The sequence below is a fragment of the Herbaspirillum frisingense genome, from assembly GCF_047325095.1.
Lineage (GTDB): Bacteria > Pseudomonadota > Gammaproteobacteria > Burkholderiales > Burkholderiaceae_D > Herbaspirillum > Herbaspirillum frisingense.
Genome location: NZ_CP168558.1, coordinates 5,226,769 through 5,243,980, shown reverse-complemented (window position 1 = coordinate 5,243,980; position 17,212 = coordinate 5,226,769). Strand labels below are relative to the sequence as shown.

The following is a 17,212-nucleotide window of genomic DNA, read 5'->3' as shown; positions in this document are numbered from 1 at the left end:
TCCCTGACGCATTGCGGTTCCTGCGGCGCAGCTGCGCGCCTGTCCAATTCCTGTTCCATGTTTCTTCCATGACCACCGTCACCCCTCCGTCATCGCGCCTGCGCGAACTCCGCCAGAACGTGCTGGCCGGCCTCACCACTTCCTTCGCCCTGGTGCCGGAATGCATCGCCTTCGCCCTGGTGGCGCAGTTGAATCCGCTCATGGGGCTGTATGGCGCCTTCTTCATCTGCACCATCACCGCGCTGTTCGGTGGCCGGCCGGGGATGATCTCGGGGGCCGCCGGTTCGATGGCGGTGGTGATCGTGGCGCTGGTGGTGCAACACGGGGCGCAGTATTTCCTGGCCACGGTGGTGTTGTCAGGCCTGATCATGCTGGCCTTCGGTGCGCTCAGGCTGGGCAAGCTGGTGCGCATGGTGCCGCATCCGGTGATGCTGGGTTTCGTCAATGGCCTGGCCATCGTGATCGCGCTGTCGCAGCTGGAACATTTCCGTACCAGTACGCCGTCCGGGCCGCAGTGGCTGCAGGGGACGTCGCTGTGGATCATGATCGGCCTGACGCTGGCGACCATGCTGGTGGTGTGGCTTCTGCCACGCGTGACCAAGGCCATTCCGCCTGCACTGGCAGCCATTCTCGGAGTGGGTCTGCTGACCTATGTCAGTGGCCTGCACACGCGTACCCTGGGCGACATGGCGCAGATCGCCGGTGGCTTGCCGCCGCTGCATCTGCCCAGCGTGCCGTTGACACTGGAGACGCTGCGCATCATTGGTCCGTATGCGGTGCTCATGGCCATCGTCGGCCTGCTGGAAACACTGCTGACCTTCAACCTGACCGACGAAATCACCGCCAGCCGTGGCCAGCCCAACCGGGAATGCCTGGCGCTGGGCGCGGCCAATGTGGTCTCGGGCCTGTTCGGCGGCATGGGTGGTTGCGCCATGATCGGTCAGACCATGATCAACCTCGGCTCCGGCGGCCGCTCGCGACTCTCGGGTGTGGTGGCGGGGGTGATGATCCTGCTGTTCATCCTGTTCCTGTCTCCGGCCATCGAGCGCATCCCGCTGGCGGCACTGGCCGGCGTCATGTTCGTGGTGGCGCAGGAGACCTTTGCCTGGGGCTCGCTGCGGGTGCTGGGCAAGGTGCCGAGGAATGATGCGCTGGTCATCATCGCCGTCACCGTCATTACCGTCTTGACCGACCTGGCGGTGGCGGTGTTGTGCGGCATCGTGATCGCCGCGCTCAACTTCGCCTGGGAGCACGCACGCGAAGTGCGTGCCGAGGTAGTCGACGAAGACGATGGCAGCCGTACCTACCTGCCGCATGGCACCCTGTTCTTTGCCTCGACCACGCGCTTCCTGGAACTGTTCGCGACCCAGGACGACCCGCAACAGATCACGCTGGATTGCCGCCACCTGCGCCTGGCCGACCATTCGGCCATTGCCGCCGTGCAGACGCTGGCCGAGCGCTATGTGCGGCTGGGCAAGGACTTGCGCGTGGTGGCACTGTCCCAGCGATGCCGCCAGTTGCTGCAGCGGGCGGGCGTGCCGCATGTGGACTGAGCCATGAAAAAAAATGCCCGCCCTCGATAAGGAGGCGGGCCAAAGTACCACGGGAAACTGGTCTGGAAAGCGGCTCGCATCGCAGGATGCGGGCCGTTTTTGTCTGGGTGTGCCGGGATTACAGACCCAGGAAATCCATCTTGCCCAGCTTGACGCCCTGGTGACGCAGGATGTCGTAGGCGGTGGTGATGTGGAAGAAGAAATTGGGCAGGCCGAACACCAGCAGGTATTCGCGCGCGCTCATGCTGCGCTCTTCGCCGCGCAGCTTCATGGTGATGACACGGTCTTCCTGGCCATCGACCGCGTCGGCGGGAATGGATTCGAGGAAGACGATGGTCTTGTTGATGCGGGCCTGCAGTTCGTCGAAGCTGGTCTCGTCATCGCTGAAGGCCGGCGCGGCCACGCCCGAGAGGCGGCTGGCGGTGGCCTTGGCGGTGTCGCTGGCGCGCTGTACCTGGGCGGTCAGCGGATACATGTCTTCGTACAGGCGTGCCGAGAGCAGCTGCTGCGGTTCCAGCTTGTGCTGGTCGGCATGCTGCTCGGCCTTGTCGAGCAGGGAGGACAGATTGTGCAGGGCGCGGATCAGCGGGGTGATGCCGACTTCGTGCAGGGTGATGGACATTTTTTTCCTGGATGAAAGTGGATGAGCGTCCCCGGAGACCGGGGACGGGAACATTACTGGCGTGAAGATACCTGCGTCGCAGCCGGCTGCGGCGTACTCCAGCCGCCGCCGAGGGCGCGGATCAGGTTGACCGTGGAGCGGGCGCGCTCGCCATCGAGGGTGACCGAGGCGCGCTGCAGTTGCAGCACGGTGCGGTCGGCATCGATGACGTTGAAGTAGCTGACCGCGCCTTCGCGATACTGGGTGTGGGAGAGCCGGGCCGCACGCGAGGACGAGGCGACCGCTTCGTCCTGGGCGCGGTTCTGGTCGTCCAGGATGCGCAGGTTGGCCAGGTTGTCTTCCACTTCGCGGAAGGCATTCAGGACCGTGCCGCGATAGGTGGCGACCTGTTCTTCATAGCTGGCGCGGGCGCGATCGACGCCGGCCTGGCGACGGCCGCCATCGAAGATCGGCATGGTCAGGGCGGTGCCCACCAGCGGGCCGAGCAGGAAGGTGCGGCTGGACCAGTTGAAGAGATCACCCAGTTGGGCCGACTCGTAGCCCAGACCACCGGTCAGGTTAAGGGCCGGGAAGAAGGCCGACTTGGCCACGCCCACGCGGGCATTGGCGGCGGCCATGGCACGTTCGGCGGCAGCGATGTCGGGACGGCGCTCCAGCAAGGTCGAGGGCAGACCGGCCGGGACCGAGATCGCCAGTCGCTTCAGCGGTTGCGGCGGCAGCGCGAACTCGGCCGGGGTACGGCCCAAGAGGATGGCCAGGGCGTGTTCGGCGGTGGCGCGCTGGCGGGCAATGCCCAGCGCTTCCGATTGGGCCGAGGCCAGTTCGGTACGGGCGCGGGCCACGTCGACTTCGCTGATGTCGCCTTCATCGAAGCGGCGCTGCACCAGGCGCAGCGATTCCTGGCGCAGATCGACGGTGCCGCGATAGAGTTCGGCGGCGGCATCCAGTTCACGCACCTGGAAATACTGTTGCGCGACGTCGGCCTGCAAGGCCAGCAGCACCGAATGGAACAGCGCTTCGCTGCGCTGGGCATCGGCGGTGGCGGCATCGACCGTGGAGGCGACGCGGCCGAACAGGTCCACTTCATAGGACACACCCAGTTGCGCCCGGTACAGGGTGTTGGGCTGGGTGTTGGCATCGGCCGGCAAGCCCTGCGAGGCCGGCGAGGGCCGTTGACGCGTGGCACCCAGGCCGGCGTCGATCTGCGGGAAGTAACCAGAGCGTGCATCGCGGGTCAGTGCGCGTGCCTGGCCCAGCCGCGCGGCGGCCGCCTTGAGGTCCTGGTTGGCCTGCTGAGCGCGGTCTTCCAGGGCGTTCAACTGGTCGTCGCCGAAGATCTTCCACCATTCGCCACGGGCGATGTCTTCGGCCGGCTGGGCGGCCTTCCATTGGCTACCGTTTTCACCGGTCTGGGTGTTGGGGGCGGCTTCCTTGAAGGCGGCCGGGGTATCCACCGAGGGACGCTCGTAGGTGGGCGCCACCGAGCAGCCGGCCAGCACCAGCAAGGTGGCCAGCAGGGCCGAGCCGATGCGCACGGGGCGCAGCAGGCGGGTCATCGATTGAGTCATCATTTTTCTTGCTCCATTCATGGGCTGATCCGGGGATCAGCGATCATCCTGCGGGCCGGGGGCGGCGTGGCTGACTTGCGGCACATGCGAACCGGCGGTCATCGGGGCTTCATGATGAGAGGCCGAGTGCAGCTGGCGGCGGTCGATGGTGCGCAGCAGGACGTAGAACACCGGGGTCAGGAACAGACCGAACAGGGTCACGCCCAGCATGCCGAAGAACACCGCGATGCCCATCGCATGGCGCATTTCCGAACCGGCGCCAGAGGAAGTCACCAGCGGCACCACACCCATGATGAAGGCGATCGAGGTCATCAGGATCGGGCGCAGACGCAGGCGGCTGGCTTCGATGGCGGCTTGTACGGCGGTACGACCTTGCATCTCCAGTTCGCGGGCGAATTCCACGATCAGGATGGCGTTCTTGGCCGACAGGCCCACCAAGACCATCAGGCCGATCTGGGTAAAGATGTTGTTGTCGCCACGGGTCAGCCAGACGCCGGTCAGGGCGGCCAGGATGCTCATGGGGACGATCAGGATCACGGCCAGCGGCAGGGTCAGGCTTTCATACAGGGCAGCCAGCACCAGGAACACCAGCAGCACGCTGATCGGGAACACCCACACGCCGGCATTGCCTGCGAGGATCTTCTGGTAGGTCAGGTCGGTCCATTCGAACTTGATGCCACGTGGCAGGGTTGCAGCAGCCACGCGTTCGGCGGCGGCCTGGGCCTGGTCCGAGGAGTAACCCGGGGCCGGGCCGCCGTTGATGTCGGCGGCGGTGTAGCCGTTGTAGCGCACCACCATTTCCGGGCCGAAGGTCTGCTTGACTTTCACCACCGAGGACAGCGGCACCATCTCGCCGGCAGTGTTGCGGGTCTTCAGTTGGGCGATGTCCTCGGCCTTGGCGCGGAAGGGTGCGTCAGCCTGGGCACGGACCTGATAGACACGGCCGAAGCGGTTGAAGTCGTTCACATACAGCGAACCCAGGTAGATCTGCATGGTGTTGAAGACGTCGGTCACCGGGATGCCGAGCTGCTTGGCCTTGACGCGATCCAGTTCCACATCCAGTTGCGGCACGTTGATCTGGTAGCTGGAGAACATCGGACCCAGCGCCGGTTCCTTGGCGGCGGCCTTCATGAAGGCCTGTGCGGCCTTGTCCAGTTCGGCGTAGCCCAGTGCGTCACGGTCTTCGATCTGCATCTTGAAGCCACCCAGGGTACCCAGGCCCATCACCGGCGGTGGCGGGAAGACGGCGGTGAAGGCTTCCTTGATGCCGCCGAACTTCTTGTTCAGCGACGCGGCGATGGCATTGCCCGAGAGCTCCTTGCTCTTGCGCTCTTCGAAGGGCTTCAAGCCCACGAAGACGATACCGGCCGAGGAACTGTTGGTGAAGCCATTGATGGACAGGCCGGGGAAGGCAATGGCGCTGGCCACACCCGGTTCCTTCAACATGATGTCGCTCATCTTGCGCATCACTTCTTCGCTGCGGTCAATCGAAGCACCGTTGGGCAGTTGTGCGAAGGCCACCAGATATTGCTTGTCCTGGCCCGGCACGAAGCCGCCGGGGACGATGTAGGAAACGCCCAGGGTTGCGGCCAGCAGCACCACATAGACACCCATGGTGGCGCCCTTGCGCTTGATCACGCCGGTCACGCCGGTGCCGTAGTTGTCGGAGGCGCGGTTGAAGAAGCGGTTGAAGCGGATGAAGAAGCCACCCAGGAAGCGGTCCATCTGGCGCGTCAGCCAGTCCGGCTTGTCGCCATGACCCTTGAGCAGCAGGGCGGCCAGGGCCGGGGACAGGGTCAGCGAGTTGAAGGCCGAGATGACGGTGGAGATCGCAATGGTCATCGCGAACTGCTTGTAGAACTGGCCGGTCAGGCCGGTCATGAAGGCCAGCGGCACGAACACCGCCACCAGCGTCAAGGCAATGGCGATGATGGGGCCGGACACTTCCTGCATGGCGCGATAGGTGGCGTCACGCGGCGAGAGGCCGGCGCCGATGTTGCGTTCGACGTTTTCGACCACCACGATGGCGTCATCGACCACGATACCGATGGCCAGCACCATGCCGAACAACGACAGCGCATTGATGGTGTAGCCGAAGCCCAGCATCAGCGAGAAGGTACCGATGATGGACACCGGCACCGCCAACAGCGGAATGATGGAAGCACGCCAGGTCTGCAGGAAGATGATCACCACGATCACCACCAGGGCGATCGCTTCCAGCAGGGTGTGGACCACCGCTTCGATGGAGGCACGCACGAACTGGGTCGGGTCATAGACGATGCTGTAGCTGACCGAGCTGGGGAAGTCGGCCGACAGTTCCTTCATCGCTGCGCGCACCTGGGTCGAGACATCCAGCGCGTTGGCGCCGGGAGCCTGGAAGATGGGGATGGCGACGGCCGGCTTGTTGTCCAGCAGCGAGCGCAGGCCGTATTCGGAGGCGGCCAGTTCCACCCGGGCGACATCGCCCAGGCGGGTGGTGGCGCCGTCCGGCGAGGCCTTCAGGATGATGTCGCGGAATTCGCCTTCGGTCTTGAGGCGGCCTTGCGCGTTCACCGACAGCTGCAGCGGGGTATCCGGCGCGCTGGGCGAGGCGCCGATCACACCGGCGGCCACCTGCACGTTCTGTTCGCGGATGGAGCGCACCACGTCGCTGGCGGTCAGGCCGCGCTGGGCCACCTTGTTGGGATCGAGCCAGACGCGCATGGCGTAGTTGCCCGAGCCGAACAGGCCCACTTCACCCACGCCCTGGATGCGTGCCAGGCGGTCCTTGACGTTCAGGACCGCGTAGTTGCGCAGGTAGGTGGTGTCGTAGCGGTTGTCGGGCGAGGTCAGGTGCACCACCATGGTCAGGGTGGGCGAGGACTTGAGTGTGGTCACACCCAGGCGCTGCACGTCTTCCGGCAGGCGCGGCAGGGCTTGCGAGACGCGGTTCTGGACCAGCTGCTGCGCCTTGTCGGGGTCCACGCCCAGGCGGAAGTTGACGGTGATGGTGAGGTTGCCGTCGCTGTTGGCCTGCGACTGCATGTAGAGCATGTTTTCCACGCCGTTGATCTGCTCTTCCAGCGGCGAGGCCACGGTTTCGGCGATCACCTTGGGGTTGGCGCCGGGATATTGCGCGCGCACCACCACCGAGGGCGGCACCACTTCGGGATATTCCGAGATGGGCAGCTGCAGCATGGCCAGCACGCCGCCCAGCAAGAGCAGTACCGACAGCACACCCGCGAAGATCGGGCGGTCGATGAAGAATTTAGAGATATTCATGTAGGTTCCTTGTCAGCCGTCGGGATGCAACCGCCCTTGCGGGAGGGCGATGCGCCCCCGCGGCTTGTTCTTCCTTGAATGCGAATGAGGTCCGTGCGGGATCAGGCCTTGCCGGCGTCGCCAGCCTTGGCAGCCTGGGCCTGCATCGGCACCACGGTCGGGGTGATGGCGTCACCCGGACGGATGCGTTGCAGGCCGTTGACCACGATGCGTTCGCCCGGCTGCAGACCCTTTTCGATGACCACCAGACCGTCATGGCCGGCGCCCACCACCACCTGACGGTAGTTGGCGTGGTTGTCCTTGTCGGCCACCATCACGAAGCGCTTGTCCTGGTCGGTGCCGACGGCCTTTTCATCGATCAGCACGGCGGCATGCGGCTCGCCGCCACCCAGGCGTACGCGGGCGTACAGGCCGGGGACCAGCTGGCCGTCGGCGTTGTCGAACACGGCGCGCACGCGGATGGTGCCGGAGGCGGTGTCCAGGCGGTTGTCCACCGAGCCGACGCGGCCCTTGCGGGAGTAAGCGTCCTCATTGGCCAGGCCCAGTTCCACCGGGACGGTGGTGCCAGCGGCGCGGGCCGGGTTGACGTATTTCAGGAAGCTCTGTTCATCGACGTCGAAGGAGGCGTACACCTTGGCCACCGAAACCAGGGTGGTCAGCGGGGCATTGGCCGCACCCGGGGTGACCACATTGCCCAGGGTGACTTCGGCGCGCGAGATGCGGCCCGAGACTGGGGCGGTGATGCGGGTGTATTCCAGGTTCAGGCGGGCGGCGCGCAGGGCGGCGCGGGCGGCGGCGACATTGGCCGAGGCTTCGCGGGCGGCGTTTTGCTTTTCCTCGAAGTCGCGCTTGGCGATGGCGTTGTCGCCCAGCAGGCGCTGGCCGCGGGCCAGGTCGGTGGCGGTGTAACCGGCACGGGCTTCGGCGCCGGCCAGTTGGGCTTCGGCGCGGGCCACTTCGGCTTCATAGGGACGCGGGTCGATGGTGAAGAGCACATCGCCCTTCTTGACCAGCGCGCCATCCTTGAAATGCACGGCGGTCAGCGTGCCGCCGACCAGGGGGCGCACTTCGACGCGGTCGACCGCTTCGATACGGCCGGAGTAGGACTGCCAGTCGATGATCTGGCGCTGGACCACCTCGGCCACATCGACCGGTGCGCCGGCAGAAGCTGCAGTGGGGGCGGTGGAGGCATTGGCCGACAGGCCGACCACCGAGATGGCGCCGCCGACCGACAGGGCAATGACGGCCAGGACGGTGGCAGTAAGGGCGAAGCGCTTGCGCAGGGGAGCAGGAGTTTGCATGTTCTTATCCTCAGAATGGAGTGGAGGGGTGGAGCTTGAAGGGCATGAAGTCGTGACCGGATTCGTCGCGTTGCAGGCTGGCGAAGCGACAGCGCAGGAAATTGACGATTTCTTTCAGCAGCGGCAGGTGCGTGCGCAGGGCGCCGTGCGTGATGCCGGCAAAGCGCGAGACCTGTGTGGGCACACCGGCGCGGATCAGGCTGGAGGCGTACTTCTCGGCCTCCGGGCAGAGCACGTCGCGCTCGGCAGTGGCAATGAAGGCTGGTGGCAGGCCGGCCAGGCGGCTCACCTCCAGCGGTGCGGCATAGGGGTGCAGGCGCTGCATGGTCTGCGGCAGGTACTGGCGATAGCTGGCGGCGCAGGTTTCGGCAGTGAGGTCCGATTGCAGACGGCCGGCATCGCCCAGCAGGCGCATGCTCGGATCCAGCATGGGGCTGATCAGCACCTGCGCGGCCAGCGGCTTGCCGCAGCGGTCGCGGGTCATCAGGGTGAGGCTGGCGGCCAGGCTGCCACCGGCATCGTCGCCGGCCACCACCATGCGGTCGAGGTCGACATTGAGTTCGTCGGCGTGCTTGCAGGCCCAGCTGGCGGCGGCGAAGGCGTCTTCCGGGGCGGCCGGGAAGGGTTTGGCCGGCGCCAGCGCGTAGCCTACCGACAGCACCACGGCCTGGCCATGATGGGCGATGAAGCTGGCCGGGGCGTCGGCATCATCCAGCGAACCGCTGGTGAAACCGCCACCGTGGAAGTACATCACCAGCGCCCGCTGCTCGCCTTTGGCGGCGGCCTGCGCCGGCTGGTAGAGGCGCACGGGGATGCGTCCCAGCGGGCCGGGAACGAAGAAATTGCGGATATCCAGCGAATGCGAGGCTTGCATGATGTGCGCCCGGGCCGAAGCCACCTGTCCAAGAATGAGACGGATTGTGCGGCACAGCAGGGTCGCGAATAAACACATATAATCCAACAACACTGTTCGGTAGGTCTGAACAATCGCAATGACAAGTTCGGTCATGGCGGGGCTCCTTTCTGGGATGTCTGAGGCTGCCAAGTACGGATTTCCTGACTGATTGCACCAGTGTTTTTCTGGTGCAATAGCGCGGGGAAGCGCGTAGTTGCCGCGTAATTGGCGGTTATTTGTTGTAAATTGATTCAATTCGAGCGGGCCTGGCCGTACCGTCGGGACCGCCCGGACCAGGGCAATCGGCGCGCCGGGGGCGGCGCCTGGTCTTCCCTGTGCTAGTCCTGCCCCCGCTTGCCGCTCCGGTTTCTCCCGGACGCCGGCACTTAGGAGAGAGCGATGGACCGTTTCCAGGCCATGCAAGTCTTTACCGCTGTGGTTGATGCCAACAGCTTCACGCGCGCTGCGGACAACCTGAACCTGCCGCGCACTACCGTCACCACCCTGATCCAGGGCCTGGAGAGCATGCTGCGGGTGCGTCTGCTGAATCGCACCACGCGCCGCATCAGCCTCACGCCCGATGGCGCGGCCTACTACGAGCGCTGCGTGCGCATCCTGGCTGACGTCGACGAGACCGAGCAGTCATTCCGCAATGTCACGCGCGGGCCCCAGGGGCGCTTGCGCATCGATGTGCCGGGCTCGGTCGGGCGTCTCATGCTGTTGCCCAACCTGTGCGACTTCTATACCAAGTACCCCGACATCGAACTGGTCATGGGCATGGGCGACCGCCCGGTGGATATGGTTCAGGAGGCGGTGGACTGCGTGATCCGCATCGGCGAGCTACAGGATTCATCGATGGTGGCGCGCCGCATCGGCACCTTCCAGACCGTCACCTGTGCCGCACCGTCCTACCTCGAGCGCCACGGCGTGCCGCATACCATCGAGGACCTGCAGCAGCACAAAGCGGTGCATTACTTCTCCAGCCGCACCGGCCGCACCATCGACTGGGATTTCGTGGTCGACGGTGTCACGCGCGAGGTGAAGATGGATGGCAAGCTCTCGGTCAACGAGGCCGATGCCTACGTCGAATGCGCCCTGCAGGGCTTCGGCATGGTGCAGGCGCCGCTGTACATGGTGACGCGCCACATCGAGGAAGGCCGCCTGGTCGAACTGCTCTCGCAGTGGAAGCCGGCGCCCATGCCGATCTCGGTGGTGTACCTGCACAACCGTCACCTCTCGCCCAAGGTGCGTGCCTTCGTCGATTGGGTGGCCGAGCTGTTTGCCACCTGCCCGCTGCACAAGGCCTGCACCATGGGTATGGAAGAGAGCGAATGCAGCTTCGTCAAGAAGCCTGAAGTCAGCACCGTACGGACCGTGGTCGAGCAGTACAACATCGCCGAGAGTGTGTTCTGACGTTTGCCTGATGATCAGTTCGGCGAGGATTATGCAGGCGGGCCGCAGGTTTTGGCGTGCCGAAAGCTGCCGATTTTCTGCCTGATTCTCTGTTCCTGTTTTTTGTGTCGTCGCACCGGGTCGCCTGTGTGTGCGGCATGCGGGCCGATGTTGCCGTGACGGCCTCATCATGATCGCGCCCAATCGCTGCCGGGCATACCTGATTCTGCAAACTTCTTGCCTGATCCTCCGTGTGTGATTGCCGGAGAATCAGGCAGCGCTGCGCAAGCGTTAAGCTGCCGCTTGTCCCTTGTTGAGAGAACACCATGGATCTCGATCTGCACGCTGTCCAGGATTCCGCGCCCCTGCTCTTGTTGGAGCATGACAGCTCGCCCACCTCGATGGCGCCCACCCGGTCCGAGGCCGACCTGGCCGCCGATGCCCGTTTCCACGCCATGCAGCAGGAGTTGCTGCAGCTGCTGGAGCGCTATACCGCCGGCAGTGAAGGCATGCTGGCCACTGCCATCCCCGACCTGGAAATCTATCGCATCACCTGCCCCACCGGTCCCAAGCACGCGGTGCAGAAACCGGTCTTCGCAGTGATCGCACAGGGTTCCAAGCGCATCTTCGTGGGGGATGAAATCTACGAATACGATCCCATGCACTACCTGGTGGCTTCGGTGGATCTGCCGGTGGTGGGCAAGGTGATGGTGACCAGCCCCGATGAGCCCTATCTCGGCCTGCGGCTGGAACTGGATACCCAGGAGATCGGTGAACTGATCGGTGACGAGAACCTGCCGGCGGCGGCCCATCTCACTGAAGGCGCGGCCCGCGGGCTGTACGTGAACCGGCTCGATGTCGAACTGCTGGATGCCGTCTTGCGACTATTGCGCCTGCACGAGTCACCACGTGACGTGGCCATCCTGGCGCCGATGATACGGCGTGAAATCCTGTACCGGCTGCTGATGAACGGCCAGGGTGCGCTGCTGCGCCAGACCGTGCTGCAGGACAGCCAGATGAACCGCGTGGCCAAGGCCATCCGCCTGATCAAGGACGGTTACGACCAGGCCTTGCGCATCGAGGACGTGGCGCGCGAGGTGCACATGAGCGTGTCGTCGCTGCATCATCACTTCAAGATGGTGACGGCCATGAGTCCCTTGCAATACCAGAAGAACCTGCGCCTGCAGGAAGCGCGCAAGCTGATCCTGACGGCCGACGCCAGCGTGGCGACGGCGGCGCATCGGGTCGGTTACGAGAGCTCGTCGCAGTTCAGTCGCGAATACAGCCGTCTGTTCGGTGCGCCGCCCTTGCGCGACAAGCGGCGCTGGCAGGAAGAAGAAGCGCCGATGCTGTGAGTCCCCGGCGGGTGCGGCGGCACGGCGCTAGAATGATGGCCGCACCTAGGGCCTGTTCACACTAAATCTGCGAGATGCGTTGCGCCCAGAAGGCGTGGTGGCAAGGCGCGCGGCAAGGCTGGTGGTGGTGCCACCAGCCTTGCCGTGCAACGCCGCCAGCGCGCCTTCTGGGCGCAACCCTCCGGGAGAGGCCGGCAAGCGTCGCCTGCCGTTGTTGCAGCTCCTTGCCGTAGCACCACTACGGCGCGTCGCTGCGCCTAGGCAGTCAACGCTTGACGACCTCTCGCACTCGCAGATTTAGTGTGAACAGGCCCTAACTTATCCACACCCATTTTTCGATTCGGAGACAGCATGCACTATCGTCGCCTCGGCAAGAGCAACCTCAAGGTATCGGCCCTGTGCCTGGGTTCCATGATGTTCGGTGACCAGACCGACTTGCAGGAATCCGGCCGCATCGTGGCCTCGGCCCGCGAACACGGCGTCAATTTCATCGACACGGCCGACGTCTATACCAAGGGCAAGTCGGAGGAGATCGTCGGCAAGCTGCTGGCCGGAGAGCGCCATGAGTGGGTGCTGGCCAGCAAGCTGGGCAATCCGATGAGCAACCAGCCCAATGAGTCCAACTATTCGCGCAACTGGATCGTGCGCGAGACCGAGAACATCCTCAAGCGTCTCGATACCGATTACCTGGACATCCTCTACATGCACCGCGACTACCAGGACGAGAACCTGGAAGAGGCGGTGCAGGCCCTGGGCGACCTGATCCGCGCCGGCAAGATCCGCGGCTTTGGCGTGTCCAACTTCCGTGGCTGGCGCATCGCCGAGATTGCGCGCCTGTGTGAGAAGAACAATGTACCGCTGCCGCTGGTCTGCCAGCCTTACTACAACCTGCTGAACCGCCAGCCGGAAGTGGAAATCCTGCCGGCCTGCGCCCACTATGGCCTGGGCGTGGTGCCGTACAGCCCGATCGCGCGTGGCGTGCTGACAGGCAAGTACCAGCCGGGCCAGAAGCCAGCCGAGGATACCCGTGCCGGACGCGGCGACAAGCGCATGATGGAAACCGAATTCCGGGAAGAATCGCTGCTGATCGCGCAGCGCCTGCAGCAGCACTGCGAGCAGCGCTGCATCAAGCTGGGCCAGTTCGCCACCGCCTGGGTGCTGGCCAATTCGGCCATCAGCAGCGTCATCGCCGGCCCGCGCACGCTGGCGCAGATGGAGGATTACTACGATGCGGCCGAGCTGAAGATCACGGCCGAGGAAGAGGCGCTGGTGGACAGCCTGGTCACGCCGGGGCATGCGTCCACGCATGGCTACAACGATCCCAACTATCCGTTCTTCGGTCGGGTGGTGCGGGGCTGAGCCAGGCTCAGCCCTGAGCGACGTATCAGCGCAAGGCGCTGATACGTCTCGCCCCTTCGGCCTTGATCTGCTGGATGTCGGTGCCCGGCACCACCAGGTCCATGCCGATCGCCTTCATGCGCTGCGCCATGTCCATGGTGCCGGCGAAGATTCCCACGTACTTGCCCAGCTTGCGCGCCAGCGCCAGCAGATGATCGATGGCGTCGTTGAGACGCTGGTCGCCATAGGCGTCCGGGGGCAGGCCGAGTTCGATGGCCAGGTCGCTGGGGCCGATGAAGATGCCGTCCAGGTCGGGTACCTGCAGAATCGCTTCAGCATTGGCGTAGCCTTCTCGGGTCTCGATCATGGCCAGCGTGAGGATGGTCTTGTTGGCGTGGGCGAAATAATCGGCCCCGCCATACAGGAAGCCGCGCGCCGGGCCATAGCTGCGGCCGCCGCGGGGGGAGTAGTGGCAGGCGCGCACGAAGCGTTCGGCATCATCGGCGGTGTTGATCAGCGGGCAGATGACGCCATAGGCGCCGGCATCGAGCAGCTTGTTGATTTCGCCCAGGCTGTTCTCGGAACAGCGCACCAACGGCACGGCCTCGGTGCTGGAGATGGCCTGCAGCATCGGCAGGGCCGATTCGATGGAGAAGGGGCCGTGTTGCAGGTCCACCGTGACCGCATCGTAGCCGCTGTGCGCGACCACTTCGGCCAGCAGTGAATTGCCCATCGAAATCCAGCCCGAGAGGGCTAGTTGCTGTTGCGCGAAGAGGGTGCGCAGCCGGTTTTCCCGCATCGTTCGTCTCCCATGGATCAGGCCAGCAAGGCGCTGGCGAGGCTCCATGTTAATTCCGATTGCGGGGGCGTCGCATGAAACTTCTTCAGGCCCGGTACTGGAATGGCGTGTCGTCGATGGCGCGGGTGCGGCCGGCGATCTGGTCGGCCAGCAGCGCTGCGCTGCCGCAGGCCAGGGTCCAGCCCAGCGCACCCTGGCCGATGTTGAGATAGAGGTTGTTCACCGGTGAGCGACCGACGATGGGGACCCCGCTCGGGGTGGCAGGGCGGAAGCCCATCCACGGCGAGAGCGTGGCGTCGTCGCCGAGCCGGCAGCCGGGGAAGAGTTCGCGCATGCCGTTCTTGAGTTCTTCGATGGCACGGCGCGGGATGCTGCGGTCCTGGCCGACCAGTTCGATGCGGCCGGCCACTCTCAGACGCTGTCCGAGACGGGCGTAGACGATCTTGCGGGCGATGTCGGTGATGGAGACCTGCGGCGCCGCTGTGCGGCTGGTGTCGTCCTCCAGCGGCACGGTGATGCTGTAGCCCTTGAGGGGGTAGAGCGGCAGGCGCAGGTCGAGCAGGCGGGCGAAGTCGGTGCTGTCGGCACCCAGCGCCAGGACGAAGCGGTCGGCCTCTAGCCATTGGCCGCCGGCCTGGACGGCGCGCAGGGCCCGGCCTTGACGGTCGTCACGTCGTACGGCGTCCACGCGTGCGCCGCCGATGAAACGGAAATTCGGGTCGGCCTGCATGACGTCCACCAGTGCGCGGCAGAACCGCGGGCAGTCGCCGGCCTCCTCGCTGGGGGTGTAGACACCGCCGGCCCAGTCGCGTTGCGAGTGACCCAACGCGGGCTCGATGCGGATGCATTCGGCCGCGCCCAGCACTTCCTGCTGGCAACCGTATTGCGCCTGGAAGCGTACCTGTGCAGCGGCCGACTCCAGTCCCTGGGCATCGGTGAACATCACCAGCTTGCCGGAGCGCTGGTAGTCGAAGGACAAGTTCAGGCCGGCATTCCATTGGGTCAGCTGGTCGCGGCTATAGAAGGCCAGTTGCAGCAGGTCGAGGGTGGTGTGGCGCACGCGCTCGGCGTTGCAGCAGCGCAGGAACTGGGCCAGCCAGCGATATTGCGCGCCGTCCAGGGTGGGTTTGATGGTCAGCGGCGATTCCTTGCTGAACATGTAGTAAGCCCATTTGGTCCAGACCGAGGGGTCGGCCAGCGGCGCCACGTAGGAGTAGCTGAGCTGGGCGCCATTGCCCTGGCTGGTGCCGGCGCCGGGCTGGTCGTGTGCATCGATCAGGCTGACCTGGTGGCCATCCTGGAGCAGGCGGTAGGCAGTGGTCACGCCGATTACGCCGGCGCCCAATACGCAGATATGCATGGTGTTTCGTGGAAGTCAGTCAAGAACCGCGCAGCCCTAGCTGCAGCGGATCAGCAGGAGACTACCTAAGAGGCGCCCGGGTGTCACATGCCGAATCGGCATGAACTTGTGCGCTCGCGCACAAGGGTTTTGCACCATCAATCTCCGGCGCCGGGCGATGCTGCGCTACAATAGCGCCCGATGCAGGCCAGACAGCCGCTGGCCGCCTTCGCAAGGAGGCGGCGGGAGGAAGGTCCGGACTCCATAGAGCAGGGTGACGGTTAACGGCCGTCCGCTGAAAGCCGGCGCAAGCCGGTATAAGGCGAGGAACAGGGCCACAGAGACGAGCGTATTAAGTTACGGTGAAACGCGGTAACCTCCACCCGGAGCAATTTCAAATAGGCACGCGTTGATGTGGCTCGCGGAGCGTGCGGGTAGAAAGCTTGAGCGGCGGAGTGATCCGTCGCCTAGAGGAATGGCTGTCATAGCGGGTTTCCCGCCGTAACAGAATCCGGCCTACCGGCCTGCTTCACTGAATTTCCTTCCATTAAAACACTGCGGCCCGCGGGCACTGCGGGTTCGCGCAAGAGACCCCAGGAGACCCATGAACCAAGTTGCCGCACCCGTGCTGTTCGAAGAACTGACAGCCGCCAACGGCCGCCGCATCGGCATCGCCACCCTCGCTTCCGAAAAGACCCTGCATGCCATCTCGCTGGAGATGGTGAGCCTGCTGACGCCGCAACTGCAGCGGTGGCAGGCCGATCCTGATGTAGCGATGGTGCTGCTGCAGGCGCAGGGTGAAAAAGCCTTCTGCGCCGGTGGCGACCTGCAGCAACTCTATCGTTCCATGCGCGAACATCACGCCTCGCCCGAGCGCGAGGACATCCGCGCCAATCACTACGCGGCCGAATTCTTCGAGCAGGAATATCGCCTGGATTATCTTATCCACAGCTTCGCCAAGCCCATCCTGTGTTGGGGGCATGGCATCGTTATGGGCGGTGGCATCGGTCTGATGGCCGGTTGCAGCCATCGGGTGGTCACTGAAAAGTCGCGCCTGGCGATGCCGGAGATCACCATCGGCCTGTACCCGGACGTGGGTGGCAGCTGGTTCCTGGCGCGCATGCCGGGCAAGACGGGGGTGTTCCTGGCGCTGACCGGGGCCAACCTGAACGCCAACGATGCGCTCTTCGCCGGTCTGGCGGACTACCGGGTGGCGCAGTCGGCCAAGCAGTCGGTGATCGATGCCCTGCTGCAGCAGCCGTGGGGCCAGGGGCATGATGCGGAGTTGCTCGATCGCGTATTGGCGGCTGCGCAGGGCGCATCGGTGCAGGAGGGGGCGGCGGTGTTTGCGTCGTCCAACCTGCGGACGCATTACGACCAGATCGAGGCCCTGTGCCGCCAGCCCAGCCTGCCGGAGATCGTGGACGGCATCCTCGCGCTGCAGACCGATGACCCCTGGCTGACCAAGGCCATGGCGACCCTGCGCGCCGGGTCGCCTGGTTCGGCGTGGCTAGGTTACGCCTTGCAGAAGCGGGTGCGTCCTTTGTCGCTGGCCGAGGTATTCCGGCTGGAATTCGTGGTGTCGCTGCATTGCGCGGCGCGGCCGGATTTCGTCGAGGGTATCCGTGCGCTGATCATCGAGAAGGACCAGAAACCGCAATGGAATCCGGCTTCCCTGGGTGCTGCCACGCCGGAATGGGTGGAGGGCTTCTTTGCCGATCCGTGGTCGCCAGACCAGCATCCGCTGGCCGACCTGGCCGACCTGGCCGCCTGAACCAGCAAACAGCCC

12 protein-coding genes and 1 other RNA gene are annotated in these 17,212 nt (G+C 64.9%); 6 read left to right on the top strand and 7 right to left on the bottom strand.

From position 1 onward, the window contains the following. Positions 1 to 68 precede the first annotated feature (68 nt). Positions 69 to 1,553: a SulP family inorganic anion transporter gene (locus ACEOAC_RS23870; protein WP_413445075.1), complete on the top strand. Its 1,485-nt coding sequence runs from the start codon at positions 69 to 71 to the stop codon at positions 1,551 to 1,553. A gap of 118 nt (positions 1,554 to 1,671) precedes the next feature. Here the strand turns inward: ACEOAC_RS23870 and ACEOAC_RS23865 are convergent, their stop codons facing one another. The 5 genes from ACEOAC_RS23865 to ACEOAC_RS23845 all read right to left on the bottom strand — a co-directional run bounded on the left by ACEOAC_RS23865 (position 1,672) and on the right by ACEOAC_RS23845 (position 9,179). Further along, the gene (locus ACEOAC_RS23865) at positions 1,672 to 2,175 is read right to left on the bottom strand and encodes a DUF1993 domain-containing protein (protein WP_413445074.1); all 504 of its coding nucleotides are present in this window, start codon (positions 2,173 to 2,175) and stop codon (positions 1,672 to 1,674) included. A 53-nt stretch (positions 2,176 to 2,228) separates the two neighbouring features. After that, entirely contained in the window at positions 2,229 to 3,746 is a 1,518-nt protein-coding gene (locus ACEOAC_RS23860; RefSeq protein ID WP_413628621.1) for an efflux transporter outer membrane subunit, read from the bottom strand. 33 nt (positions 3,747 to 3,779) lie between these two features. Beyond that, complete coding sequence (locus tag ACEOAC_RS23855) at positions 3,780 to 7,004, bottom strand: efflux RND transporter permease subunit (RefSeq protein ID WP_006464058.1); 3,225 nt, start codon at positions 7,002 to 7,004, stop codon at positions 3,780 to 3,782. A 101-nt stretch (positions 7,005 to 7,105) separates the two neighbouring features. Then, the gene (locus tag ACEOAC_RS23850) at positions 7,106 to 8,305 is read right to left on the bottom strand and encodes an efflux RND transporter periplasmic adaptor subunit (RefSeq protein ID WP_413628620.1); all 1,200 of its coding nucleotides are present in this window, start codon (positions 8,303 to 8,305) and stop codon (positions 7,106 to 7,108) included. A gap of 10 nt (positions 8,306 to 8,315) precedes the next feature. Then, positions 8,316 to 9,179, bottom strand: coding sequence for an alpha/beta hydrolase (locus tag ACEOAC_RS23845; RefSeq protein WP_413628619.1), 864 nt, complete (start codon positions 9,177 to 9,179; stop codon positions 8,316 to 8,318). Positions 9,180 to 9,599: 420 nt separating this feature from the next. Here ACEOAC_RS23845 and ACEOAC_RS23840 point away from each other — a divergent pair, with 420 nt between their 5' ends. The 3 genes from ACEOAC_RS23840 (at position 9,600) to ACEOAC_RS23830 (ending at position 13,306) form a co-directional block, all read left to right on the top strand. Further along, a complete protein-coding gene (locus tag ACEOAC_RS23840) occupies positions 9,600 to 10,613 on the top strand; it encodes a LysR family transcriptional regulator (protein WP_006465501.1) in 1,014 nt (337 codons plus the stop codon). A gap of 305 nt (positions 10,614 to 10,918) precedes the next feature. Next, positions 10,919 to 11,947 (top strand): AraC family transcriptional regulator, encoded by a 1,029-nt coding sequence (locus ACEOAC_RS23835; RefSeq protein ID WP_413445626.1) that lies wholly within the window; start codon positions 10,919 to 10,921, stop codon positions 11,945 to 11,947. A 351-nt stretch (positions 11,948 to 12,298) separates the two neighbouring features. Next, on the top strand, positions 12,299 to 13,306 hold the full coding sequence (locus ACEOAC_RS23830) for an aldo/keto reductase (protein ID WP_413444979.1): 1,008 nt from the start codon (positions 12,299 to 12,301) through the stop codon (positions 13,304 to 13,306). A gap of 25 nt (positions 13,307 to 13,331) precedes the next feature. On the opposite strand, the gene ACEOAC_RS23825 is transcribed toward ACEOAC_RS23830, so the two are convergent. Together ACEOAC_RS23825 and ACEOAC_RS23820 are read right to left on the bottom strand one after the other, a co-directional pair. Then, entirely contained in the window at positions 13,332 to 14,084 is a 753-nt protein-coding gene (locus ACEOAC_RS23825; protein WP_413444983.1) for an HpcH/HpaI aldolase family protein, read from the bottom strand. A gap of 85 nt (positions 14,085 to 14,169) precedes the next feature. Beyond that, positions 14,170 to 15,444, bottom strand: coding sequence for a D-amino acid dehydrogenase (locus ACEOAC_RS23820; protein ID WP_413444980.1), 1,275 nt, complete (start codon positions 15,442 to 15,444; stop codon positions 14,170 to 14,172). Between the two features lie 179 nt (positions 15,445 to 15,623). On the opposite strand from ACEOAC_RS23820, the gene rnpB reads away from it, so the two are divergent. Both rnpB and ACEOAC_RS23810 read left to right on the top strand, forming a co-directional pair. Further along, positions 15,624 to 15,958: RNase P RNA component class A (rnpB, locus tag ACEOAC_RS23815), an RNA gene on the top strand. Positions 15,959 to 16,027: 69 nt separating this feature from the next. Beyond that, on the top strand, positions 16,028 to 17,197 hold the full coding sequence (locus ACEOAC_RS23810) for an enoyl-CoA hydratase/isomerase family protein (RefSeq protein ID WP_413444981.1): 1,170 nt from the start codon (positions 16,028 to 16,030) through the stop codon (positions 17,195 to 17,197). Positions 17,198 to 17,212 lie beyond the last annotated feature (15 nt).